Below are 25,779 nucleotides of genomic sequence, written 5' to 3'. Positions count from 1 at the left end.
TCTGGGCCAGCGAAATGACGGGCACGTGACGGGCGAGTTCTGAACCGCCGTCGGGCGGTCGCCACCAACTGATCGCCAGTCGCCTGCCTCGTTTCACTCTTAAACGGCGGACAATGTTCGATCGATCTTGACGCAATTTGAAAAAACGAGCAAATTTCGAGTACCCGTGTATTGACGGCTCCGTGAACATCGGCAGTCGTACTGATCGGCAGTCAGTCATTGATCTGCCTGACTGCCGGCTCTTTCCGTTGTCATCGCCAGCCATGGAGGGCGGAAGATGAGTCGTTTGATGTTTGCTGTCACCAGCCTGTTTATCACCTGCTATCTCGGCTGGCTGTCCTGGGGAATTGTCGCCCACGCGCTGAAGGTGGGAATCTGCGGCAATCCGATGAGCTATTACGTGGTCTGGGACATGTTCTGCGGCTGGAGTGCCTATGATGACCGCACTCACATCATCGCGCAGGGCGCGAGTGGCCAATACTACAGGGTCACGGAGCCGTGGGGTGCGTTCCAGCCGTTCGGGCACACGGATCGAATCCACTATGATGTCAATAACGCTTTGCTGCCAAAGCAGATTGCCAACATCCTGAAGTACACGGCTCACGAACCCATTGATCGCGTGATTGTGACCGAAGAGATTTGGCCAAAGCAGTACAACATGCCACCCCGGCTCTGGGATCACTACTATCAGCAGCCTCCCGATCGTGTGCCCTACTATCACGTTCGGGCAGTGTTTACGGAAACCGGCCAGCAGATATCCGCCTTCCCCAACTGGATGACACAACAGGCGCTGAATTCCGTCGCAGACAACCCGCGCCTGCGGAATGAGATCCAGCAGGCACAGTCGACGTACAGCACATTGTTTACACCTGTCACTGCGGGAGCGAGCTCCGGGGCACTCGGAAGCTTCACCGCCGGACCCGTTTCGACAAACTGACTACGCCTTCATGTTCAGGGACGAACGCCATGAAATCCGAGTCTGCTGCTTTTTCTGCCCGTATCCGACAGTTTTTCTTCGCGGAAGAGATTCCCTATGGCGCGGCGCTGGCCCGAATCTTTCTTCCAGCCGCTGCACTGACTCCGATGCTGCAGCGGTTTCCGCGAGTGCGGGAATTGTATTCCACTGAAGGAACCAGCGTGCAGTTGTCCGAGAGTTTCGGAGTCGGACAGTGGATGCCGCTGGCTCCGCCGGCGATAGCCGTTGCCCTGTTCGCCGTCATGGTTGCGTGCCTGGTGTGTGGAATCGTCGGCTGGAGAACTCGAATTTCACTAGCCATCGGGACGGTGCTGTATGCTTATTTTAATTTCCTGGACACGATTGGCACGTTTACAAAGTATTCCGTCCTGTCGACTCATCTGCTGCTGATGCTGACATTGTCCAACGCGGGAGCCATCTGGTCGATCGACGCGTTTCTGAAACGACGTCGCCAGGGAGCAATGGCAGATATTGTGCCGCCGCGGTTTCCCGTCTGGCCGGCGAGAATGATGCAGATCGTGTTTGCCTTCATGTATTTTGGTGCAGGAATCACGAAGATTCAAACGGATGCATTCTTCAGCGGCGAACAAATGCGTTACTGGATGCTGAGCAACTTGAACTATGACAATCCCATCGGCGAGGTAATGGCGATGTGGACACCCCTGCTCCTTGTCAGCGCCTATATCACGGTCGTCTGGGAGATTGTTTTTGTGTTTCTGGTGTGGCGTGGTCGCAGCCGCTTTTTCGTGTTGGGGATCGGTGCGACGTTCCACTTTTTCACCTTCCTTCTGCTCGGGCTGCGGATTTTTCCTGCAATCTGTATCAGCGGTTACCTGTCGTTCATCAATGAGCGCGACGTGATCTGGCTGCGGGCTCAGGCACGAAGGCTGTCCTTCCTGAAGCCCGTTCGGAACGGTTTCCAGCTAAGACTGAATCAGCTTTTCGATCGGCTGCCGGCACCACTGCCCGCAGCGGCCACATGGATTCTGCTTGTGTGTGCAACGGCTGTGACGGCAACGGAAGTGGAATATCGAGCGGATCTTTATGGCCAGCGGCGTCCGGAAGGACTGATGCCGCTGGAAAAAATGTCCACCAGCGAAGCGCTGGCAAAAACCACCAACGAACTGCCGCTGCGCGAAAAGGACAAGTTCTTTTCCTTTGAACTCGGCAGCTTTACCATTGGTGGTCAGTTGGCAAATCGACGTCACGAATTCGAATACGGTGAACAGGTCTTTGCTCAGTGTACGCTGAATCCTCCCCATGAAGATATGTGGGTGGAATGTATTCTGCAGGACACGGAAAAACGCACGATCGAACAACTTGGTCAGTTCGCGACGCGCGACATGTACCGCGTCAACTTCCCGTATCTGCTCGGAAGCAGGCTGGTCCCGGGCGAATACGAGTTCGTCCTTCGCAGTTCCGGGCAGGAAATCTATCGCCGCAGGTTCCACCTGAAAGGTAACGGTGAACAGCCTGCCGATGCCCTGTCCGGTTACCTGACGAACTAATCGTCAGTCATGCACCGTTTGACGAATGCCGACGTGCGACCGTGACCACGGTCGGCATTTCGTTGCTCCTGCAGAATCGCTGTGTCCGAGGTCGCCCGACGCGGCGGCGGCTCGACAGGAGCCTCTCGCTCCCATTTACGGCGCTTCTGCGCGTGCCGCGCCGTTCCGAACGTCGCGCCCGAGCGGTCCGTCAGCGTTTGGCTGACGAATCGCGGTTGCCGTGCTGTTTTCTCCTGCAGGGCGCTTGGACAACGCAGCAATTTCGGCGCGGCGGTCGCCAGCAGTGGCGAACGGTGACGACTCGCCTGTGTCGGCGGTTGGCGGTATTATTCGCTTTGCCGATGGAACAATGGTGTCCCACCGGGCGCTCGTTGTCGCATCCGCTGTCGCTTTGATATGGCCGCGAAGGATTCGGAGTTTGTCGCGGTTCCGTTCGTCTCAGTATTCTGCTGATCGGTGCCGGCTGAGCGAGTTCCGGTACATGTTGTGCGCGACCAGTTGGTTCCGCGTGAGCCGGTTGTCAAGTCGCGATGTGGCCCGGCTCGTCTGTCGCAGCCGACGGTCATTCGGCGACATCAGGCGGAAGTGCGTCTCGGAGCAAATGAACAAATCTCGTATATTCCATAATCGATCAAGAAGATTGAGAAGCAGGTGACCTAATGCCGCTGTTTGAGTATTTCTGTGAAGATTGCCACCGGGAAGTCGAACTTCTGGTCCGCAACGGAGAAAAGCCGGTGTGCCCCGCATGTTCTTCGAAGAAGCTGGAAAAGCTGATGAGCGTGTCGACAGGTCGCGTCGGCAGTTCGTCGGCGCTGCCTCTGGCGAATGGGTGTCCGCCTCCGGAAGCCGGCCCGTGCGGTCCCGCGTGTTGCCGATTGCCCTGACGTTCGTGTGTGAAGGAGCATCGTCCTGATGAGACAAATCGTGCTCATGTTCCTGTCGGCATGGATGGTTTCCATCGGGTTGACCACGTCGGCGGACGCTCAGTTTCGCGCTGAATCTCTGACCGACCTGCAACTTCGGGACCGCGTCCACAAGGCTCTTCGGAACGGAACGGACTATCTGCGCCGGCGGCAGAATGGGGACGGTTCGTGGGGCCGGATCGACGAAGAGTATGGCGAGCATCATGTCGGACTGACGTCGCTGGCGGTGATGGCCTTGATCAACAGCGACGTCCCTGTGACGTCGGACGAAGTTCAGGGAGGATTGAACTATCTTCGCAACCACGGCGAAGCGCACCTGAAGGCGAACGATAAACGTTCGGTGTATGAAACATCGCTGATGATCATGGCTCTGTGTGCCGCTGAAGATCCGCAGCGCGACGGTTTGCGGATCAACAACCTGGCAACCGCTTTGATCGAAACGCAGTGTCAGCAGGGGCAGAACAGCGGTCTGTGGGGGTATCGGCTGGCTCGGCTTGGCGGATCTCCCGGCAGCAACGGAGAAGACCGCAGCAACGGTCAGTTTGCCGTTCTGGCACTTCGCGATGCGGCCTACGCGGGAGTTCCGATTGACCGGTCTGTCTGGCAGCGGACGCACGAACACTGGCAGCGGTTGCAGAGGCCGGACGGAGGATGGGGCTATCATCCCGAAGACGCCGCCCGGGGCAGCATGACCGTAGCCGGGCTGTCGACGCTGGCGATTACGACACGGATGCTGGCCGACGATTCTGATGTCGGGGCCAACGGACGTCCCGACTGTTGTGCCGAGCATCCGGTTTCTGACGCGTTTCAAAAAGGCCGCCGCTGGATGGCGACCTACTTCGACGTTTTCAAGAACCCCGGTTCGCCTAACTGGCATTACTACTATCTCTATGGCCTGGAACGCGCCGGGCGACTCAGCAGCGTGCGGTTCTTCGGACAGCACGACTGGTACCGAATGGGAGCCCGCTATCTGGTCAGCAACGGAGTACAGCAGGCCGACGGAAGCTGGGTCAGCCGCAACGGAGCGAAGTGGGATCTGACAATGCCGACGTCGTATGCGATGCTGTTTCTGTCAAAGGGACTTTCGCGAGTCGTCGTGAACAAGCTGGATTATTCCTCAACGGGACTGGAACAGGACGTTCATGGTCCGTGGAACCGCCATCCGCTGGACATCCCGAATTTGATTGAACTGATCGACCAAAGTGAAGGCTGGCCTCCCCGACTGACCAGTCAGGTGTTGTCGCTGTCTCGGCTGACGGATGACAGCGCTGTGCTGGACATGAACCAGGCTCCCGTGCTGTATATTTCCGGAAAAGACGCGCCGCAACTGACCGATCAGCACATTCGCTGGCTGCGTGACTACGTCGACGAAGGCGGCTTTATCTTCGCCGTGGCGAATTGCGAAGGCGGAACTTTCGATGCCGGCTTTCGCGAGATCGTCGAACGAATGTTTCCTCTCGGTGAAGCCTCACTGCAGCGGCTGCAGCCCGATCATCCGATCTTCCGCAGCGAACATCCGTTGAACGCCGATTCAATCGAGCTGCACGGAGTCGATTTCGGCTGCCGCACGGCAATCGTTTACGCTCCCGAAGACCACGCCTGTCTGTGGCAGAAATGGATGAAGCACGATCCCAGAGACCGCAAGCAGGATCTGACGACGGCAATTATTCGAAGTACTCGAGTCGGAGTGAACGTACTGGCCTATGCCACCGGTCGCGAACCGCCGGAGAAGCTGAACGAAGCCATGGTGCGAAAAGACGACGCCGAAATGCGCGTCAAGCGGGGACTGCTGGAGATCGCTCAACTGCGGCACGACGGCGGCTGGGATACCGCCCCGAAAGCGCTGACAAATCTGCTGAGAGGTCTGAGTGAGATCGATGGTATCGCCGTGTCGCCCGAGCGTCAGGCGATTCCCATTACTCTGCCCGAACTGACGCGGTTTCCCATTGCCTATATGCACGGCCGTTATCGCTTTCAGCTTGCCGCGCAGGAACGCGACGCTCTGCGCGACTATCTGAGCCGCGGCACGATGCTGTTCGCGGACGCCTGCTGTGGTTCGCCGCGATTTGATCAGAGCTTCCGTGACCTGATGCAGCAGATGTATCCCGACAACCCGCTGGAACTGATTCCCGCCGACCATGAACTCTACGCTGAGACCACTGGTTTCAAGATCGAAGACGTCAAGCGACGAAAACAGGTTCCCGGTCAGGGAAATGCCTCGATGAAGACTCAGACAGTTGTCGGGCCGCCGCTGCTTTACGGCGTTAAAATTGAAGGCCGCTACGTGGTCATCTACAGTCCCTACGACATCAGTTGCGCTCTGGAAAATCAGGCGTCGCTGGCCTGTGACGGCTATCTGGAAGAAGATGCCCTTCGGCTGGGAATCAACATTGTGCTGTATTCGATGCTGCAGAACGTGAGCGCGACGGAGTGGCTGGCGGAGTGAGAGTCGCTCACATTATTACGCGGCTGATCATCGGTGGTGCTCAGGAAAACACGCTGTACAACGTCGACGACCAGCACCACATTCACGGCGACGACGTGTGCCTGATCACGGGGCCGGGCCTTGGTCCGGAAGGGTCGCTGGAACAGCGGGCACATGACCGCGGACTCGACATCAGAACGCTTCCCGAACTGCAGCGCAGTCTGCATCCGTGGCGGGATATCGGCTGCTATTTCGCTCTGAAGCGAATGCTGCGGGACTACCGGCCGGACATCGTCCACACTCACAGTTCCAAGGGCGGAATTTTGGGTCGGCGCGCGGCGTATGCTCTGGGGATTCCCGCGGTTCACACCATTCACGGAGCCTCGTTTCACTTCGGGCAGCCGGCGCTGCTGCATCACAGCTACCGGATTGCCGAACGCTTCGCCGACAAATGGTGCCGACATTTCATCAGCGTGTGCGACGCCATGTCGCAGCAGTATCTGGCGGCGGGAATCGGAACGGCCCAAAAGTTCACGACGATCTACAGCGGCATGGAAGTGGAACAGTTTGCTCAGCCGTCGCGCAGCCGGGCGGAGGTGCGGGCCGAACTGGGCATCAGTCCCGATGAAATCGTCGTCGGAAAAATCGCCAGGCTGTTCAATCTGAAGGGGCACGAATACCTGATCGAAGCAGCTCCGGCGATCGTCGCGAAAGTTCCCCGCGTGAAGTTCCTGTTGCTCGGTGACGGCATCCTGTACGACCAGTTCGTTCAGCGCATCGCCGAACTTGGACTGACGCGGCATTTCGTGTTTGCCGGCCTGGTTCCTCCGGAAAGGGTGACCGACTATCTGCACGCGATGGACGTCGTCGTTCACACAAGTGTCTGGGAAGGGCTGGCGCGAGTTCTGCCGCAGGCGCTGATCGCGGGCAAGCCGGTTGTCAGCTTTGACATCGATGGAGCATCCGAAGTCTGCATAGACGAAGTCACCGGACTGCTGGTTCCACCGAGATCGGTCAGCGAACTTGCTCAGGCCGTCAACCGATTGTGCCTGGACCAGGAACTGCGAGCACGCTTCGGAACGACCGGCCGCGACCGGTTCACCGAACGGTTTCGCCACGAATCCATGACCAAACAAATCCGCGAAGTGTATCGGAAGGTTCTGGACGGTGCGTGATCGCTGCGGGACGATCCGCTTGCCCGCAAATGTCTGCGACTTGAGGTTGCAGATCCGGAAGGTCGCATGATGAAAAACCTCGCTTTGTGCGCCGCGGCGTTCGCGCTGCTGCCTGCCACCGCCATGCCGGTTCAGGGACAAGTCACATCGATCGACTCCCCGACGCTGAGTGAACAGATTCAGGCGATCAGGAAATCTGCGAGTCTGACAGCAATCGGCGCGACGGTAATGGTTGATGGCCAGGTCATCGCGGAGGCGGCTGTCGGTGAGCGGCGGCAGGGGTCCGACGTACCCGTCACCGTAGACGACCGCTGGCACATCGGATCGGTCACCAAATCGATGACCGCCACGGTGATCGCCAAACTCGTCGAACGAGGCGAACTGGCCTGGGACGCGACTCTGCCGGCACTGCTTCCCGAAATGTCGGCAGACTTCGACTCGAGCTGGAATGACGTCCACCTGCATCATCTGCTGACCCACACTGCCGGGCTTCCGGCAAACTTTCCGGTTCGTGTGCAGTTTCTGCGGCCTGAATCACGGTCGTCACTTCACGAAACGCGTCGTCAGGAACTGGTGGCGGTCCTGGCGGAACCAGCGCGATCACCGCCCGGTGACAGGCATTCCTATTCCAACATCGGCTACACGCTTGCCGGATTCATCGCCGCGGAAAAGGCCGGTGTGCCATGGGAAACGCTGATGGAACGTGAACTGTTTGTTCCCCTGAAACTGACATCAGCGGGCTTCGGTCCGCCGGTCGGCGAGAATGAACTCGATCAGCCGTGGGGACATCGGCGATCGCTGTTCGTCCGCGTTCCCGCCGACCCGAAAGGCGGGGCGGACAATTCTCCGATCATCGGACCGGCAGGAATCATCCATATGACCATGAAGGATCTCGCGGCCTACGGCTGGCAGCACCTGCATGGCGAGACCACACCGGACGGCATGCTGAAGGCGGATACTTTCGTGAAGCTGCATACACCGGCTGCCGGCGACTACGGCTACGGCTGGGTCATCTGGCAGCGAGACTGGGCCGACGGGCGACTGATCTGGCACAACGGCTCGAACACGATGTGGTACACACTACTGATGCTGGTGCCTTCGCGCGATGCCGTAATCGTTGTTGTGACCAACGACGGCAACCTTGCCGACGCGCAGCCGGCATTCTTCGACCTTGCGGAATCAATCGTGAAGGTGCTGCCGGTGGTTCGGAAAGAAGGGCAGTAGACGTCGACAGGGCTCGACCGAAATCACGTTACATGGTCATGCAGAATGCGTTCGTGTTCGATTCGTGCAGCAACGCTTCCAGCACACTTCGGCAGACCTTCGAATCCGCAGCTTTTAATCCGGCGGCGACGCTTTGCGAATGATGGACTCCGGCGAACGCGGGACGATTGCATGGCGTGGCCGGAGCGTCTTACCTGCGATATCATTGCGGTAGTCGACAACCCTGTCTGTCCTCGAATTTCGGAAACGCCAGGTCATGATACCGGATTGCCGTAAAGTCCTGGACACCCCGGGCCTCTCTTCCGCGGCGTGTTGTCGGTCGTCACGTGTTGATTTCCTGCATAGTGCTGCCTCGATGCACGCGTGCGGACGATGAGCCCGCGATTCCCCGCGAAACGGCGAAGCCCATCACGGAACCGCCGTGTTCGTATTGTTCGACTCAAAACCGCAAGGCTCTCATCCGCGGCGACGATCGCGTGATTGCGTGGCTGCGAGCCAGCCACAACGGCGGCGCTTTTCCGATTCGCTACTTTCTGGCCGGACCGCGAGTCGTGAACGACACCTATGGCCTGTTCTTCTACGACCCGGACAGCAACTTCGTGGCGGCGTACGAGAAAGCCTACGGATACCGCATGTACGGCCGGCGAAACGGTGTCATGATTGTTCAGGGAGAAGACGGAACACTGTGGTCGGCACTGACGGGCATGGCATTTTCCGGGCCCCGGAAGGGAGAACGCCTGCAGCGGATTCCCAGTCTGGTTACGGACTGGAACTACTGGATGATGCTGCATCCGGAATCAACAACGTATGACCTGTTCGATGGCGACACGTACAAATCCGTGGCGCTGCCGATGGAAGTTGGCCCGGTCGCGAAGGCCGCTCTCGATGACGCCGACCAGCGGCTTCCTGCCGAAGCGATGGTGCTGGGAATCGAGTTTGATTCCGGTCAGAAGGCGTATTCGCTGGACGAGCTTCCTGAACGTGCATGCATCGTGGACGAAGAGGACGACCAGCAGGTTGCCGTGTTCTGGTATCAGCCAACGGCAACCGCCGTGGCGTTCGATCGACGGGTGGATGACCAGACGCTGACGTTTTACGCCGACGAGATTTCTCCGGAATCGGCGCCCTTCAAGGACAGAGAAACGGGAACGCGGTGGTCGATCGCCGGACGCGGAATCGACGGACCTCTGCGGGGAAAAGAACTGAAATGGGTGAGCAGCATTCAGTGCCGCTGGTTCGCCTGGTCGGCCGAATACCCGGAGACTAAGCTTCATGTCGACTCGGAATGATTGCCTGTTGCGTGTGCTGATCCTGGCGGCGGCGTGCGCCGGTTCCGCGGCCCTGGCCGATGATCCCGCGGAAATTCACGTCACCGATGGCCTGCGCGGGGCGCTGCTGTCGATTGATGACGCAACTGAGAAACGGATTCAGACGCTGAAAGCCGGCGGCACAACCGGCATCGTGTTATCGCTTCCGGAAGCAGCCGGAAACGTCACGCCTGCCGAACAGAAAGCCGTCGAACGCATCGCCGCCGCGGGTCTGGAACTCTATTACTGGATCGAAGTCGCGCGTTGCCCGGAATTGGCGAACGCTCAACCGAAGTGGATGGCAAGCCTGCAGACTCATGAGGAATGGCGGCGGCTGTTTCCGGATGCTCCCGCCGCGGGCGACGACGAAGTCATCAAGGTCTATCCGTGGGTTCCCATACTTTCGCGTGAAACTTTTGATGGCCAGCTTCAGCGCGTGACGGCACTGCTTTCGAAGCGAACCGACGCGAAGGGAGTTTTCCTCAACGACCTGCAGGGAGCGCCGTCGGCGTGCGGCTGCGGACATCCACTGTGCCGCTGGACGAGCGACTATGGCAGGAAACGAACGACAACAGCGCTCGGTCCGGACGCCGCGGCGCTGTTTGTCAAAGCGGTGCAGGATTCGCTGCCGGAATGCGCGGTCATTCCCGTCTGGGCCACCGAGTGCGAAGAACACGATGGTGCGGCCGACGGGCTTTGCGCGGGAGTCGGCTGCTTCAACGGCATCTGCTGGAAAGCGTGGACCGAACAGCTTGTGCCAGTTGCCAGGGTCAGTCGTCGCGTGGGAGTGCTGGCGGCGTACCGGGAATTTCAGCGCGATTCAAAAGTCTACGGCGGAAAGGCCGAGTGGATTCGGCAGGCTGTCGAATTCTTCGAAACCATGCCGCGCCGTGAGGGAGCCCGCGGAGTGGAAGCCGCGCGACTGGTCACGGTGGTTCAGGGCTGGGGTGTCGACGACGACGACATCGCCGCTCAGATTGCGGTAGCGACTGATTCCGGTGTCTCCGGCTTTGTCGTCGCGTATTCGCGCATTGAGCAGAGCTGGGAACCGCGTCTTCTGAAGTGGCGCTGAACTCGGCGAAGGACTATGCAGATCGAACTTCGATGCGGGCGCGGCTCGGTCCCGGTGTCGCTGCCGGATGACGCTGATGTGACGGTCATTCGCAAGCCGCCGATGCCGGTTATCAGTTCACCGCCGGATGCTGTTGCCGCCGCTTTCGCGCAGCCGGTGGAATCGCCGCCGCTGCGTGAACTGGCCCGCGGCGCGAACAGTGCCTGCATTGCCGTCTGCGATATTACTCGGCCGGTGCCGAATCATCTGTTTCTCAGACCGCTGATCGAAACGCTGATCGCAGGCGGCATTTCGCCGGATCGCATCCAGGTGCTGATCGCGACGGGACTGCACCGCCCGAACGAAGGGGACGAACTGAAGGAACTGATCGGTGATCCGTGGGTGCTGGAAAACGTGTCGGTCGTCAACCACTTCGCTCGCGACGATGCTCAGCATGTTCATCTCGGCAATACGCGCACGCGCGGCACCGTGGTTCGGCTGGATCGCCGGTTCGTCGAAGCCGATCTGCGGATCGCCACGGGACTGGTCGAACCGCATTTCATGGCCGGATATTCGGGAGGCCGCAAGGTGATCGCTCCCGGCCTGGCTCACGCGGAAACGATCACAACGTTCCACAGTGCTCGCTTCATGGCCGATCCGGCCGCAACAAGCTGTAACTTCGCAGGTAATCCATTGCACGAAGAACAACTGGAAATTGTCCGACTGCTGGGCGGAGCACTCGCCGTCAACACAGTGATTGATGAATTCCGCAGACTGTCGTTCGTCAATTTCGGTGAAGTGATTGCCAGTCACCAGGCAGCGGTCAGTTATGTGCGAAAGTATTGCGAAGTGCCGGTCGGCCGCAGATTCCACACGGTGATCACCAGTGCCGCCGGTTATCCGCTGGACAGAACCTACTATCAAACGGTCAAGGGCATGGTGACGGCGATCGACATTCTGGAACCCGGCGGCAGCCTGATAATTGTGTCGGATTGTTCCGAAGGAATGGGCTCGGCGGAATTCACGAACGCTCAGAAGCGACTGCGGGCTCTGGGACCGCAGGCGTTTCTGAATTCGCTGCTGCTGAAATCACATGCCGAAATCGATGAATGGCAGACGCAGATGCAGCTCAGGACGCAGGCGATTGGAAACGTCTTTCTGCACAGCCACGGACTGTCCGCCGACGAATTTGAACTGACCGGCGTTCAGCGAGCGGAGTCACTGGATTCGACGATTCGCCATTGCATGGAGCAAGGTGCGGACAACGCGGTGGCCGTGATTCCGGAAGGTCCGTACGTCGTGCCTTTTTGCGATCACGTTCCGGAATGCTGAATTTGCTTCGGGAACACGTCGGCAGACCAGTGTGGATTTGCCTGCGTAGCGTCCGGCGCTTCGATTCACGACTTCAGCGGCTGCTCGATGTCGCATGTCCGGCGTCGGCACGTTTACTATGCTGCATGGCCTGCGATCTGCAATTCCTGCGACGATCGCGGGACACGTATCGAAAGACTCCAGAGTGAACTCTTCGGAAACTGCAGTGACAGAACCGCGCTTGGAACTGACGGGATCCCGTCAGCTTCCGGAATGGATGCTTGAACACTTCGTCAGCTTTGCATTCACAACATATCAGTCCGGCAAGCTGTTTCTGGTCGGACTGCAGCCAAATGGACGGCTTTCGGTATTCGAGCGAACATTCAACCGCTGCATGGGGCTGTGGAGCAACGGCCAGACGATGTGGATGACGTCGCTGTACCAGCTTTGGCGTTTTGAAAACGTGATTCCGGCCGGACACGACGCGGACGGCTACGACCGGCTGTATGTGCCTCAGGTCGGATATACGACGGGCGATCTGGACATTCACGATGTGTCCGTCGATTGCAGCGGGCGAGTCATCTTTGTGAACACGCTGTTCTGCTGCCTTGCGACAACCAGCGACACTCACAGTTTTGCGCCGCTTTGGAAACCACCGTTCATCAGCCGTCTTGCCGCGGAGGATCGCTGTCATCTGAACGGAATGGCGATGAAGGATGGTCGGCCGAAATACGTCACGGCTGTCAGCCAGTCGGACGTCGCGGACGGCTGGCGTGATCGCCGAAGGGATTCGGGCTGCGTCATCGATGTTGAAGCGGACGAGGTCATCGCAACGGGACTGGCGATGCCGCATTCGCCTCGATGGTACCGAGACCGGTTGTGGCTGCTGAATTCCGGTACGGGGTTCCTGGGAACCGTTGATCCCGTCAACGGCCGCTTCGAAGAAGTCACGTTCTGTCCGGGTTATATGCGGGGACTGAGTTTCATCGGTGACTACGCGGTGGTTGGTCTTTCAAAGCAGCGTCAGAACCGCACGTTCAGCGACCTTCCGCTGGATGACAATCTGGCGTCGCGCCAGGCCGAACCTCGCTGCGGCCTGCAGATCATCGACCTCAGGACCGGCGACAGCGTTCACTGGCTCCGGATCGACGGGATCGTCGAAGAACTCTACGACGTGGTTGTCCTGCCGGAAATTCGTCGGCCAAAGGCGCTGGGATTCAAGACGGACGAAATCCGCCGGACGCTGCGAGTCGATGATCCGCAGCCGCTGTAGAAGGCGACCCGGCGAAATCCCGAGTTCGCGGAGGGACATGGGCAGTCGCCGCGACCGGGTTTGACGTCGCGCATGTCGCGCTGTCTGATGTCTTTGGCGATCGGCAGATGAGAATTTATGCCGCGGGCGGGGAAAAACGAGGCATGCAGGCTCGCGACCGTACGGCGATTGGCAGATGAGAACTTACCAACGCACAGCGACAATAGCTTCACCCTCCCGTTGAAACGGGAGGGTCGCCGATCGAATGCCGTTCAGGCGTTCGATCGCGGGGAGGGCCATGCACGGGCAACTCCCGTTGCGCGGACGCCCTCCCCTCGTTTGATCGCCTGCACGGCGATCAAACTTCGACCCTCCCGTTGAAACGGGAGGGTCTGTTCTCATCGGCCACGGGCTTTAAAACTACTTTGCCCCTCTTGGGCCGAGCAGTTCGATCAGGTTGCCGTCCGGATCGGCAATGACTGTCAGATAGATGGGTTCCGGCGTTTCCAGCGGGACACGGACCTGGTCCTTTCCGACAGGCTTGATTCCCGCGGCTTTCAGGCGAGCCGACGCGGCATCAATGTCGGCCACATGGAAGGTCAGATAGCTGTAGCCCAGCGTCGAATGAATGAAGCCGTGATCGGCTTTGGCGCTGTTGACGCCATTGAGTTGCATCAGTTTGATTCCCGTGCCGTCGACGTCGCCGTTCGGGTGCAGCACCTGAATCTTCAGGCCATGCCCGTCTGTCAGACCCGCGTCTCGGCAGAAGTTTTCATCGACGAAAAATTCGCTGTCGTGCGTCAAACCGACAACTGTCGTGTAAAACTTCAGGCTGCGGTCCAGATCACTGACGACGATTCCCAGGTCGACCGTGGTGTCTGAAAACCTGCGTTCCGCGTCCTGGACAGCTCCGGACAGCACGGCCAGAGCCACGCCGCAGACCGCGAAGACGTTGAAGACTGCCAAAGACCGGCTTTTCATCAGTTTCATGGAGAATCTCCTGGGTCGGGGTTGAGTGTACGATTCGAATCCGCTGGACTGACGATTCGGCAACGGCTCACCGCCGCATGCTGTTCGCCGCATCCTGTTCGCCAGCTCGATCATGCAACTCCCGGCGCGCGAAGCGGTCACCGAATGACGTTGCCTTGCTGTGTTCCGAAGTCAGTCCCGGTTTCGGGAGCCGGAATTGCATTTCCGTGTGCCCGGTCCGCAGTTTGCGACGAGATGTTCATTTTTCGGAGCCAGGTGCGTACCCTGTGAGTGTCGCGGCAGCCGGTCACGCTGTCAAAGTGAAGACACCGAAACGGGAAGCAACGTCCGCGGACGGGATTCGGCGCACCCTGGCGGCAGGATTAACCGTGTGTCGATATATGCCCGGCCGGGTTATTTGGCGTCGCGAACGCAGTGGGACATGTCCCCTTTCCTGCCGGAAACCTGATTTACCGCCGTCCCCTGAGTGATGTCCGGAAAAGGCCAGACAATGACATTTCTGCTCAAACGGAATGCCCGCGAAACGTCATCCTCGGTTCGTCGAAACTGCCGGCATCGATCGATCATCACCGGGCCTGCTGAGGTTCTGGAAGATCGTCGACTGCTGACACTGAACATCAAGTTCGACTACAGCATGGACGATTCGAGGTTCTTCGCGCCGCAGGAACGGAAGGACGCTCTGGAACGTGCCGCGGCGGTTCTTGAAGCACGGATCACCGACACGCTTTCGGCGATTACTCCCGGCAGCGGAAACACGTGGACGGCGGAATTATTCGATCCGGCAACCGGTAACAGATCGCAGGTTGGCAACCTGACTGTGGCGGCAAATCAGATCGTGATCTTTGCGGGCGCCAGAAACCTCGGGAAAATCGGCACTCGCCCGGTACTTGGTCAGGGCAGTTCGGGTGGCGTCCCGTCCTGGCGGGGGACTCAGGCGTTTGGCACGGCGGTCGTCACTCGCGGACAGTCCGGCGTCAACGTTTCCAATCCGGCGGCAAGCACCGATTTCGCCGCGTGGGGTGGAGCCCTGGCATTCACAACGGCGCTGGATGCAGGGCAGTCATGGAACTTCGGCACCGGAGCGCCCGGCGCGAACCAGTATGATTTCTTCTCCGTCGCTGTTCATGAAATGGCGCACCTGCTTGGTTTCGGTCTGGCGCCGTCTTACATGAGACTCGTCAACGCCTCGAACCAGTTTACCGGAACCAAGTCGCGTCAGTTGTTCGGCGGAAACGTGCCGCTGGAAACGGGAGCCGGTCACTGGATGGTTGATACGGCAGCCAATCTTCCCGGCACGTCGACGCGTCAGGAAACGCTGATGGATCCGGATTTTGAGCCCGGCGTGCGCAAGCTGATAACCGATCTGGACTGGGCCGGACTGGACGATTTGGGCTGGGACGTTTCCGCTGTGTCGACGCAGCTCGATTTCGGTGACGCGCCGGATGCGTCGAACGGTACCGGAACCGGAAACTATAAGACTCGTGCCGCGGATGGCGGTGCAAGTCACGTCGTCGGTGCTCAGCTTCGGCTGGGCGGCAGTGTCGACGCCGACAGTGGAACCCTGCAGAACGCAGCCGCCACCGCGGACGACACGAATGGTTCCGACGACGAAAACGGTATCGCGAACGCCGCTCAGCAACTGACGCTGGTTGCGGGCACTCGTCCCGTCGTCAGCGTTTCCGTCACCAACCAACTCGCCAGCGCCGCCACGCTGTATGGATGGATCGACTACAACGGGAATGGCCTGTTCGAGAATTCCGGTGAACGAGCATCTGTGACCGTTGCTGCCGGCACCGTCAACGGTACGGTCACGCTGACATTCCCGCAGGTTCCCCGAACTGCGGTGGAACACACATACGCCAGATTCCGCATCAGCACTACGACCGCGGCCGCGAATTCCACGGGAGCCGCGCCGAATGGCGAAGTGGAAGATTACGCGGTCACGATTTCGATTCCCGTGCTGCCTTCGCTGGATGTCGACGGCAACGGGCAGGCGGAGCTGTTTACCGACGGCATCCTGATGGCCCGCTACATCATCAACTTCACGGGCGAACCGCTGATCAGAGATGCAATCGGCGCTGGAGCCACGCGGACGACAGCTGCGGCAGTCAAGGAGTTCCTGGACAACGCTCACGACATGCTGGACGCCGACGGCAACGGTGTCAGGGAACTTTTCACCGACGGCATTCTGATCGTTCGGTTTCTTGTGCCCCTGACGGGTAACAGCCTGATTCAGAACGCGATCGCTCCCGATGCGACTCGCACAACCGCCGCCCAGGTAACGGCGCATTTGAACGGCTATCTTCCACCGCAGGCCGGAGCTCCCGTGTCTGACGGAACTGCCTTTGCGTCAGCATTCGGGCTCGGAAACGGCGCCGCCGCGCAGACGCCATCTTCCGTCCAGACAGAAACCGATGAAGTCTTCGCCGACCTGAACTGGCTGGATGAACCGACACGGCTCGATCAGACACTGTTGTCGGAAGCGCCAACCGCAGCGTTTGCTCCGGAAGCGGTCAGCTCGCAGCGGAACTGGCTGCGTCAGATCAGCGTCGGCTGACAGGCCGGGTACACACCACAATGATCGGGCAAACGGCGTGAACGTCGTCTGTGCCGGTGCCACCAGCAGACCGAAACAAAAACAGCAGCAGCCCGATCATGCTGCGGTACATGACGGGCTGCTGTGCGAAGTGAAGTGATCCGGCCGCGCGAAGTTCGCGGCGTGGTTCGCTAGTTGAACAGGTCTGATGCCGTCAGTGCGGTGTTCATGAAGAACCGCTTGACGGGGTTTCCGCGACGCGGAGGTTCGAACGTGTCACGGCTCGCCTGCGATACCGGTCGTCGCGACGGAAGCTGTACCTGCGGGCGAGTCTGTGTCGCCGGTCGCGTAGCTGTCGCCGGTCGCGTGGCAGTCGTCTGTTCGCGCTGAGCAGGCGGCTGAACTCCCTGGACACTCAGCAGGTCCAAAGGCTCTTCCGCCTGGAATTTCACCTGCTGCAGTTCCGGAGCGGTGTACGGCACGGCATAGCTGAAAGGTGCCGCAGCCGCGAATTGTTCCGCCGTTTCCATCGGCATTTCCGGAGCCGTCATGGACGCCTGACAGTCATAGCAGGTTCCGAATCCGGAACCGTAGTAGGTATCAACGGTGCCGTACGCGGAGTTGCACGGGTTGCCGAGGTAACGAACGGTCTGGTCCGGCGGACAAACGCGAGCGTGATACATGGACGGACAGGGCGTGGCGGGAATCATGTTCGGATTCGGACGCCATGTCGGCACCTGGGAGTAGGTGTAGCCGAGCTGAGCCGTGTCGGTTGGCTGGTAGACCGTCGGATAGTTTCCGACGAATCCTCCGCCGGAGTTTCCGTACCATGTCTGCGGCGTGAAGTTCTGGTACCAGAGGCCGTCGCGATTCACGGGCAGCCGGGCGGGAGGAGCCCAGCCAGAGTCACCGGAGCCCTTTGTCGAGCAGCACCTGCACAGACAGGTGTTTTTCGCACAGCCGCCACACCAGTTCAGAGCAAAGTTGTTCCAACTGTTGATCGCACGGTTGCGGCGATCTGTGCGGCGCGTGTTCCGGTCTTCAATCCGCTGGCTGCGTCGATCCTGGCGATTGCTGCGGCGGCAGTTTTCACAGTCGCAGTTGCTGGTGGTGTAGCCATCGCCGTAGTAGCCGCCGCCGCTGTAGTCCCAGCTCTGGCAGCCTTCCATGCCGCAGCCTTCGCCGCAGCCGTCACCGCAGGCACATGCGGATCCGCCGTAGCAGTCGGCCTGCAGAATCTGACCGTTCGCGACATCCGCCGTCAGCGCTGCCACTGCGAACAGGGGCAACAGAGTCATCATTCGTTTCATGAGATCCGTCTCCTTCGACGCCAACCTCTGCGGCCGTCGAGAACTTCGTGTTGCGGGTAAGTTAGGGTCCGAGCCATCAAGTCGTTGCAGGGAATTGCAGACTACCACGTGCGGTGAAGCAGGTGCTGTGGCGACGTCTGCGGGTTGTAGGTCGACAGCGGAGTCAGCCGGCTGGCCGGAGTTCCCCAGCTATAGTTGTACGCATAGCGAACTGTCGGCGCGATCGGCACAGTCATCGGCATGCCGTAACCCTGGACGCCGTACAACTGACCGTCGCGAGCGTCTGCGTAGTCAGGCTGGTTCGCGTAGGTAATGCGGTACTTGCCGACCGGCGGTGTGCCCTGACCACAGTTGCCCGACGGCACCATCCAGCCGAACAGACAGTTGGACAGCCGCTGGTTGCGATTCAGATAGTTGTACTGCTGTCCTCGCCAGGCTTTGCAGGCGATGTTGCCCGAGCAGCTTTTTGCCGGCCGCGCGAACAGAGTACACATCCGCTGGTTGAAGCCGTTGCCGTAGCCGCACTGGCAGCCGTTGCCGCCGTTGCAGAAGCAAGGGTCACACAGGCAGATGTCGCATCCGCAGCACTGGCCCTGATCGCAGCCTTCGCCACAGCCGCAGCCGTCATAGCAGCCTTCGCCGCACGCAGCGCCTTCGCCGCAGTAGCCAAGTCCGCAGGCACCGCTGTCGAAGTTCTGAGGAGCGTACGAACTTGGATCAGGCGTCGGTACCGGAGGAGGAGCCATGTTCTCATTGAAATCAGCGGGAGGCACATACGCGCCTGCGCCTTCGGACTGCGCTCTCACGACGTATCCCGTGCGATGAACACCGGGCGCCTGTCGGCTGGCGGCGGAGGCGGCCGGAACGTTTCGTCCGGTATCGGAGATTCGAACCACGCCCTGCTGTGCGACGGCAAATCCGGAACCTGCCAGCACACAGACCGCGGCAGCGAACCAGCTCAGGTTGCAGCAAATCGGTCTCATTTTGGGTTTCACCTGTGTTCAGAGGTTTCACTGCCGGCGATAAGGGCCCGAACGATTCCTCGCGTGTCAATCCACGTGACAGATCCGTTCCTGACCGCCGCTGGCGGTATGAAAGATGGGCAGCCCGGATGACACCGGAATGCGTCGCAGTTCAGTTAACAGTCGGGTCGCTCAGAAATCGCCGGTTCGGCAGCGCCGTCGGACGCTGCCAGGCGGCGAAAATCAGCCGTTCAGCGAATGATCGGCGGCGTGAACTTTGCCCACGGGCTGATGTAGGACTTGTACTTCACGTCGACCGTCGTTCCCTGAAGCTTCCAGTCTTCGTGCGACCAGACGCCCCATGGTGTCACGACCCAGCCGCCATTCACCTTGTAGTAGTAAGGCGGATACATGGCCTTGTAGTGGTGCGGATACAGCATCTCATGAGGATGCAGGGCCTGCGTCGGAATTGTGACTCCGCCGATCTGATGAGCAATTCCGGGAATCGGTGCCGGGTACAAAGCAGCTCCCGTTCGGGGAACTCCCATGGACGGCGAACCCGTCACCACGTCGCCGACACCCGTCACGTACGGACCGGCAGCGCCGCTGGTGGCGGACATCATTCCCGTTGAAGAAGCAAAGTGGAACGGTGCAGACGAGCCCGTATAGACGGCGGTCGGAGCACTGTATTGCTGCCAGTTGTTAGCCGGCTGAACGGGCATCGCCTGTCCGTTGCTGCCGACGGCGCTGAAGTACTGCGGCCCGGATTCGGCCGAGGCATTCGGCACGGGCGGCGTGTACTGAATCGGCAGGGGCTGCAGTGGAACTGTTCCCGGCTGCGGCTGAGCCGGCTGAGGCTCGTTGCTGGTCTGCCGGATCTCCGGAGCCTGCCGGGCTGCATCCGCGACAACTGCATGTCGGATCGGCGCGCCGCTGCGAACCTGCTGGCGGCTGGCGGGCGGAGTCTGTTTTCGCAGCCAGCCCATCATCCCGTTTCGATTCTGACCGGCGTCTTCGGCGTTTACGCTGGCTATGCCCATGACGCCAACCATGAGCGCTACTAATCCTCTGCGAAGCATCGCTTTGCCCCCTCCGTGGCTTACGAACTCGATCGTCCTGTCGTCAGGTACGGCGAGGTGAAACAAAGCACCTCAGTCGTAAAGTTCGGCTAATGACGGTTGTGAGGATGAATCATTCAGCACCGCTGATACCGTCGATACCAGGAGTTCCCGGAACAAAATCGGAGAAAACCGCAAATCCGGAAATGTCTTCCTGAAGTCCCCGTCTTTCCAGCCGACCAGATTCCTCGCCTCAAACCCACTTGCCGGTGCCACGGAATTCCGGAGCGACGCGCGGATCCTGCGCCGATGGCCGCGGTTCAAAGCCACGAAGCCAATCCGCGTAAGCCCTGCGCCGTGCGGGCAGGTAACAGTTCATCTGCCGCTCGCGAAAGATGCGAACCGATCGAACATCGGGCTCTCACGCGCAGAAACTGCCGAAGCCGCGCTCTATCCGGATCTCGGCGCGAAGGCACAGGCTTCTTCGACGACAATGCGTTCCGGCATCGGGCCGGCGTAGACCCAGATCATGTCCATCGTCGCCGGCGATTCGTTGACGAAGTAATGGATCCGCCCCCGAGGCACCATCGCGGTCGCACAGCCGCTCAGAGAATAACGCTGCCCCTCAACCAGACACGTTGCTGTTCCGGCCGTGATGCAGATCGATTCGTCGAAATCGTGAAGATGCGCGGGAAGTCTGCCGCCTGGCTGGAATCTCGCGAACCCGCCGCTCATTTCAATTCCGGGGATCAGTTCCGCGTTGAAGTAGTCGACGAACTCCGCGCCGGGACCGACGCCAAACGTTCGCTGAGCGGTCTGATACCGCGTCACACGTTCGCAGCCTGGCAGTCCCGAGGACGTCGACGGCATTTGCTCCAGCGGGAACTGCCGCGTCACGAGTTCTCGTTCCGGAACACTGATCGCCATTGCAACGTGCAGCATGGTTGGTTTTTCCGAATCAGGATTGCGCGCGGTGTGCGGCACCCACCGCGGAATCACGATGTTGTCCAGCGGCGAAAGGCGATAGACGCGCCCTTCCACCGTGACTTCGATTTCGCCTTCCAGAACCGTGATCGATTCGCTGCACGGGTGACGATGACGGTCCAGAACTGCCGATGGCTGAAACGTCACGATACCGGTTGTCAGATTCCGGGCCGCGTTGAATCCGCCGACCAGCGCTTCGAAAGTCACGGCGGACTGAATTTCAACCGGGCTGACGTCGCTCAACCGGGTGACGACTTCATCACGGTCCGGCTGCATGGCCGTCGGCCGCTTTGGCAGTGGCTGCTGCACAGCTCGGCCGTCTTTCGGATCAAGACTGGCAGCGGGCATGCGATCGCGTCCAACGGCCTGCAGTGCCTGGTGCAGTGACCGCAGCAGAAAGCCCGTGTCCGACGCCAGCCCCGGCATTCGAAACCCCTGTTCGCGGCGTTTCAGCAAGTCGTCGATACTGGTTGTCATCAACCCGCAGTGTTTGCCGTGCGATCGGATCGTGTCTTTCAGCGTGACGATTTGCTCCGCGACACCCGGTCCTTCCCACTGACCGCGGAACCCTGCGGTGGACGAAAAATCCGCCGGGCCGAAAAAGAAAACTTCGGCCCCGTCGACGGCGCACATGGCCTCAACATTCGGGATCGCGGCGACGCTTTCGATCAGAGGCACGACCAGCACGTGATCATTCGCGTCGGCCGTATGTTCGGCGAAACTCTGGCCCCACGCCGTCGCCCGCTCGCCGCCGATTCCGCGTCGACCTTCGGGCGGATAGCGACAGTCGCGAACCGCTTCGTCAAATTGCTCGGCCGTTTCGACCCAGGGAATGACGATGCCGTCGGCTCCGATATCCAGCACGCGTTTGGTCAGCGACGTGCTGCGTTCGGCAATACGAACCAGCACGACGGTATCACTTCGCAGAGCGGCGCGGACGTGATCGTTGATGTCCTTCCAGCCCAGGTGCCCGTGTTCGGCGTCGACAACGACCCAATCCACCCCCAGCGCGACGGCGATTTCCGTGATGGTGGCCGATTCCAGAGTAACCCACAGGCCGTAAACGCTGTCGTCACGACGAAGCTTTTCGCGAAACCGGCGGAGTGCTCGAATCTTCATGACAAACGGAACCAGTGTGGTGAAATGACATGCATCGCGGCTGCGAAAAATGTTGCCCGGCTGCGAGATTCGACCGTGTTCGGCAGACGTCGCACGCGGCATTCAGTGTGCAGGCGGACCTGCGGAGCGTCAAGCAATCGTGTCGATGCCGCCAACCGCTCACGCCGTCTGCCGACACATTCGTCCTGCCGGCACATTCGTCCTGCCGCGTGAGAATCCGATTCCCGCCCGCGCGAATCGTGAGACACGGCCATGACGCGTCTGTAAAATTGAAGGTGGTTTTTGCCAATCGCTGCACGATCGCCGCGTTGAGCCATCGTGGAAGCGACATTCATTCGCTGACTCCTGGAAGACTTCCATGATTCAAAATCCGGCAAATTTCACGGGTCGCCGCCTGGACGCAACTTCCGCTCAAATCGCAGCGTGCTTCCGCGGCCGCACTGCGTTCTGCACCGCCGCCGCGAGCCCGTCGAACGGCGGCTTCCTCCGCACAGGCAGCCTGTTGCTGCTGACGCTGGCCGTCTCAGCGCTTGTCACAACGACGGCGTGCGCCGAAGACAAGCTGGAATACAACCGCGACATTCGCCCAATTCTGGCGGAGAATTGCTTTGCGTGTCACGGCGCGGACAGTGCCGCTCGGAAAGCCGACCTGCGGCTCGATCGACGTGAAGCGGCGCTCGACGCCGGCGCAATCGCGGCGGGAAACCCAAACGGCAGCGGTCTGATCGAACGCATCGATTCCGATGACGCCGATCTTGTGATGCCGCCCGCGGAAACGAAGAAGGTACTGACGCCGGCGCAGAAGAACACGCTAAGACGCTGGATCGCCGAAGGCGCCGAGTATCAGTCGCATTGGTCGCTGATCCCGCCGGTGAAACCACAGCCTCCGGCGGTGAAAAACGAAGCCTGGGCGAAAAACGAAATCGATCGATTCGTGCTGGCAAAGCTGGAGGCTCACGGGCTGACTCCCGCCGAAGAAGCGGAACCGAGATCTCTCTACCGCCGATTGCATCTGGACATCACCGGTCTTCCGCCTGCGCCGCAGGATGTCGATTCGTTTGTCGCTGACTACCGCGCACGCGGCGACGAAGCATTGTCGGAATGGATCGACCGGCTGATGAGTTCCACGGCATGGGGCGAACAGCGGGCTCGCTACTGGCTGGACGCCGCGCGGTACGCGGATACTCACGGCCTGCACTTCGACAACTACCGCGAAATGTGGCCGTACCGGGACTGGGTGATTCGATCGTTCAATGCCAACCAGCCGTTCGATCAATTTACGATCGAACAGCTTGCCGGCGACCTGCTGGACAATCCCACCGACGATCAGTTGATCGCCACCGGATTCCAGCGCTGCAACATCACCACCAACGAAGGCGGCACGATCGACGAGGAGAATCTGGCGATTTACGCCACGGACCGCGTGCAGACGTTCGGCTGGGTGTTTCTGGGCCTGACGACGAACTGCGGCCAGTGTCACGATCACAAGTTTGATCCGCTGACGATGCGGGACTTCTATTCGCTGGCCGCGTATTTCCGAAACACCACCCAGCCGGCAAAGGACGGCAATGTCAAGGACGGTCGAGGTCCCGTGATCGTCGTCCCGACTCAGGCCGACCAGTCTCGCTGGCATGCTCTGCCGGAAGAAATCGCCACGGCAGTTCGACAGCGCGACGAACGTAAGACGGCCGCTCGCGAAGACTTCGAACGCTGGCTGAGTGCTCTGACACCGGAATCGCCGGAAGACGGGATTTCGAACGAGCAACTGGTCATTCACGTCCCGCTGACATCGGCCAGCGACAATCAGGTGCTGACGTCGTCGGGTTCCGCGAGTTCGCTGCAGTCAACCGGCGAGATTTCCTGGGTGCCCGACGGCAGGCTCGGCCCGGCACCGGTGATGAAGCCGGGAGGCACGTTCGATCTTGGCGATCTGGCCGACTTCGAAACAAACCAGCCGTTCAGCGACGGTGCCTGGATTCGCAGCGCCAGTGACACTGTTTCCGGCGCGATCATTGCGCGGATGGACGAACAGAACGCGTATCGCGGCTGGGATCTTTGGCAGCAGGGCCGCGCTGTGGGAGTTCACATCATCGACACCTGGCCCGGCAACGCCATCAAGGTCGTGACGAAAAACGACGTCCTGAAAACGGGTGAATGGCAGCACGTGTTTGCCACGTACGATGGTTCCGGAAAGCCGGATGGCATCCGCATCTACGTGAACGGATTTCCGCAGGAAACGAAGATCGAAACAAACAATCTGAAGCCGGACGCGTCAATTCACACCACGACGTCTCTGCGCATCGGACAGCGCAGCACAGGGCAGGTGTTCGAAGGTGGTGCCGTTCAGGACGTCCGTGTGTACGCTCGCGCTCTTGGCGCCGATGAAGTCAAGGCGATTGCTGACACGGCCCTGCTGCGTTCCATCCTGAGCATTCCCGCGGACCAGCGCACGCCGGAACAGCAGGCGTCGCTGTTCGACCATTACCTCAACGTTCACGACCCTCAGTTCCCCGCGCTGGCGAAAGCGGTCACGTCGCTGGAAGAAGAACGTGACGCCATCAGAAAACGCAGCCCGGTGACTCACATTCAGCAGGAACGGAAGGACTCACCGGCCATGGCGCATATTCTGATGCGCGGCGAATACGACAAACCCGGTGAAGAAGTGTCGGCGACCACTCCGGCGGCGCTGCACCCGCTGCCCGATGGAGCACCGAAGAATCGCCTGGGACTGGCCGAATGGGTTGTTGATCCGACCAATCCGCTGACCGCGCGAGTCACCGTGAATCGCTTCTGGCAGGAATTGTTCGGGCAGGGAATTGTTGCGACTCCCGAAGATTTTGGAGTCATGGGATCGCTGCCCAGCCATCAGGATCTGCTGGACTGGCTGGCGGTGGAATACCGCGAATCCGGCTGGAACACAAAGCGACTGTTCAAGCTGATGCTGATGAGCGCCACGTACCGGCAGTCGGCTGCGGTCACTCCTGAAAAGCTGGAACTCGATCGTGACAATGTATTGTTGTCGCGGGGCCCGCGTTTTCGGATGGCGGCGGAGATGGTCCGCGATTACGCCCTGGCGGTCAGCGGCCTGCTGTCGCCGAAAATGTACGGTCCGGGAGTCAAACCGTACCAGCCGGAAGACATCTGGAACGTCGTGGGTCTGAACGTCAGCGACACCCGCGAATACGTCGCGGACACCGGTGAGAACCTCTACCGGCGTTCGCTGTACACGTTTTGGAAGCGAATGGCTCCTCCGCCAAACATGGAAGCATTCAACGCTCCAAACCGCGAAGTCTGTACCGTTCGCCGCGAACGAACCAACACGCCGCTGCAGGCGCTGGTGACGCTGAACGATCCGGTGTTCGTCGAAGCAGCCCGGCATCTTGCCGAAAACGCGATTCACACGGCTGGCGGCGACGACGACGCGAGAATCGTCAGCGAGATCGCTCGCCGCGCGCTGTTTCGATCGATGAATGACGTCGAAATGGAAGTGCTGTTGAACGACAAACGGGACTTCTTCGACTACTACCAGTCACATCCCGACGACGCAAAGGCACTCACCGACGTCGGCGAATCCCCGGCCGCCACCGACATCGACGCCGCTACTCTGGCGGCATGGACGATGGTCTGTAATCAGGTGCTGAATCTTGACGAAGTCCTGAACAAGTAGG

Annotated in this window: 16 protein-coding genes; 11 read left to right on the top strand and 5 right to left on the bottom strand. The window is 60.0% G+C overall.

Annotated elements, in window-relative coordinates:
- Positions 1–277 precede the first annotated feature (277 nt).
- The 9 genes from R3C19_20145 (at position 278) to R3C19_20105 (ending at position 13,173) form a co-directional block, all read left to right on the top strand.
- Entirely contained in the window at positions 278–937 is a 660-nt protein-coding gene (locus R3C19_20145; protein ID MEZ6062662.1) for a hypothetical protein, read from the top strand.
- 29 nt (positions 938–966) lie between these two features.
- Positions 967–2,484: an HTTM domain-containing protein gene (locus R3C19_20140; GenBank protein ID MEZ6062661.1), complete on the top strand. Its 1,518-nt coding sequence runs from the start codon at positions 967–969 to the stop codon at positions 2,482–2,484.
- A 912-nt stretch (positions 2,485–3,396) separates the two neighbouring features.
- Positions 3,397–5,853, top strand: a complete 2,457-nt coding sequence (locus tag R3C19_20135) for a DUF4159 domain-containing protein (GenBank protein MEZ6062660.1) — start codon at positions 3,397–3,399, stop codon at positions 5,851–5,853.
- Positions 5,850–7,007 carry a glycosyltransferase family 4 protein gene (locus tag R3C19_20130; protein MEZ6062659.1) on the top strand — a complete coding sequence of 386 codons (1,158 nt, stop codon included), beginning with the start codon at positions 5,850–5,852 and terminating at the stop codon, positions 7,005–7,007. The genes R3C19_20135 and R3C19_20130 overlap by 4 nt, the downstream gene beginning before the upstream one ends.
- Before the next feature lie 66 nt (positions 7,008–7,073).
- The gene (locus R3C19_20125; GenBank protein MEZ6062658.1) at positions 7,074–8,231 is read left to right on the top strand and encodes a serine hydrolase domain-containing protein; all 1,158 of its coding nucleotides are present in this window, start codon (positions 7,074–7,076) and stop codon (positions 8,229–8,231) included.
- Positions 8,232–8,575: 344 nt separating this feature from the next.
- Complete coding sequence (locus R3C19_20120; protein MEZ6062657.1) at positions 8,576–9,520, top strand: DUF3179 domain-containing (seleno)protein; 945 nt, start codon at positions 8,576–8,578, stop codon at positions 9,518–9,520.
- Entirely contained in the window at positions 9,504–10,610 is a 1,107-nt protein-coding gene (locus R3C19_20115; protein ID MEZ6062656.1) for a hypothetical protein, read from the top strand. Before R3C19_20120 ends, R3C19_20115 begins: the two co-directional genes overlap by 17 nt.
- Positions 10,611–10,625: 15 nt before the next feature.
- Positions 10,626–11,921: a nickel-dependent lactate racemase gene (gene larA, locus R3C19_20110; GenBank protein ID MEZ6062655.1), complete on the top strand. Its 1,296-nt coding sequence runs from the start codon at positions 10,626–10,628 to the stop codon at positions 11,919–11,921.
- Between the two features lie 205 nt (positions 11,922–12,126).
- On the top strand, positions 12,127–13,173 hold the full coding sequence (locus R3C19_20105; protein MEZ6062654.1) for a TIGR03032 family protein: 1,047 nt from the start codon (positions 12,127–12,129) through the stop codon (positions 13,171–13,173).
- A 399-nt stretch (positions 13,174–13,572) separates the two neighbouring features.
- Here R3C19_20105 and R3C19_20100 read toward each other — a convergent pair whose 3' ends face one another.
- Complete coding sequence (locus R3C19_20100; protein MEZ6062653.1) at positions 13,573–14,142, bottom strand: VOC family protein; 570 nt, start codon at positions 14,140–14,142, stop codon at positions 13,573–13,575.
- Between the two features lie 490 nt (positions 14,143–14,632).
- Between R3C19_20100 and R3C19_20095 the strand changes: the two genes are divergently transcribed.
- Positions 14,633–16,699 carry a GEVED domain-containing protein gene (locus tag R3C19_20095; GenBank protein MEZ6062652.1) on the top strand — a complete coding sequence of 689 codons (2,067 nt, stop codon included), beginning with the start codon at positions 14,633–14,635 and terminating at the stop codon, positions 16,697–16,699.
- Positions 16,700–16,869: 170 nt separating this feature from the next.
- On the opposite strand, the gene R3C19_20090 is transcribed toward R3C19_20095, so the two are convergent.
- The 4 genes from R3C19_20090 to R3C19_20075 all read right to left on the bottom strand — a co-directional run bounded on the left by R3C19_20090 (position 16,870) and on the right by R3C19_20075 (position 22,111).
- The gene (locus tag R3C19_20090) at positions 16,870–17,988 is read right to left on the bottom strand and encodes a hypothetical protein (GenBank protein ID MEZ6062651.1); all 1,119 of its coding nucleotides are present in this window, start codon (positions 17,986–17,988) and stop codon (positions 16,870–16,872) included.
- A gap of 101 nt (positions 17,989–18,089) precedes the next feature.
- The gene (locus tag R3C19_20085) at positions 18,090–18,971 is read right to left on the bottom strand and encodes a hypothetical protein (protein ID MEZ6062650.1); all 882 of its coding nucleotides are present in this window, start codon (positions 18,969–18,971) and stop codon (positions 18,090–18,092) included.
- Positions 18,972–19,201: 230 nt separating this feature from the next.
- A complete protein-coding gene (locus R3C19_20080; GenBank protein ID MEZ6062649.1) occupies positions 19,202–20,002 on the bottom strand; it encodes a hypothetical protein in 801 nt (266 codons plus the stop codon).
- A 456-nt stretch (positions 20,003–20,458) separates the two neighbouring features.
- Entirely contained in the window at positions 20,459–22,111 is a 1,653-nt protein-coding gene (locus R3C19_20075; GenBank protein ID MEZ6062648.1) for an aldolase/citrate lyase family protein, read from the bottom strand.
- 358 nt (positions 22,112–22,469) lie between these two features.
- Here R3C19_20075 and R3C19_20070 point away from each other — a divergent pair, with 358 nt between their 5' ends.
- Positions 22,470–25,778 (top strand): DUF1553 domain-containing protein, encoded by a 3,309-nt coding sequence (locus R3C19_20070; protein ID MEZ6062647.1) that lies wholly within the window; start codon positions 22,470–22,472, stop codon positions 25,776–25,778.
- Position 25,779: the final 1 nt, after the last annotated feature.

The organism is Planctomycetaceae bacterium (genome assembly GCA_041398785.1).
In the GTDB taxonomy this organism is placed as follows: Bacteria; Planctomycetota; Planctomycetia; order Planctomycetales; family Planctomycetaceae; genus JAWKUA01.
The sequence above is the reverse complement of the archived record's forward strand: the minus strand, read 5'-3'. Positions and strand labels throughout refer to the sequence as shown.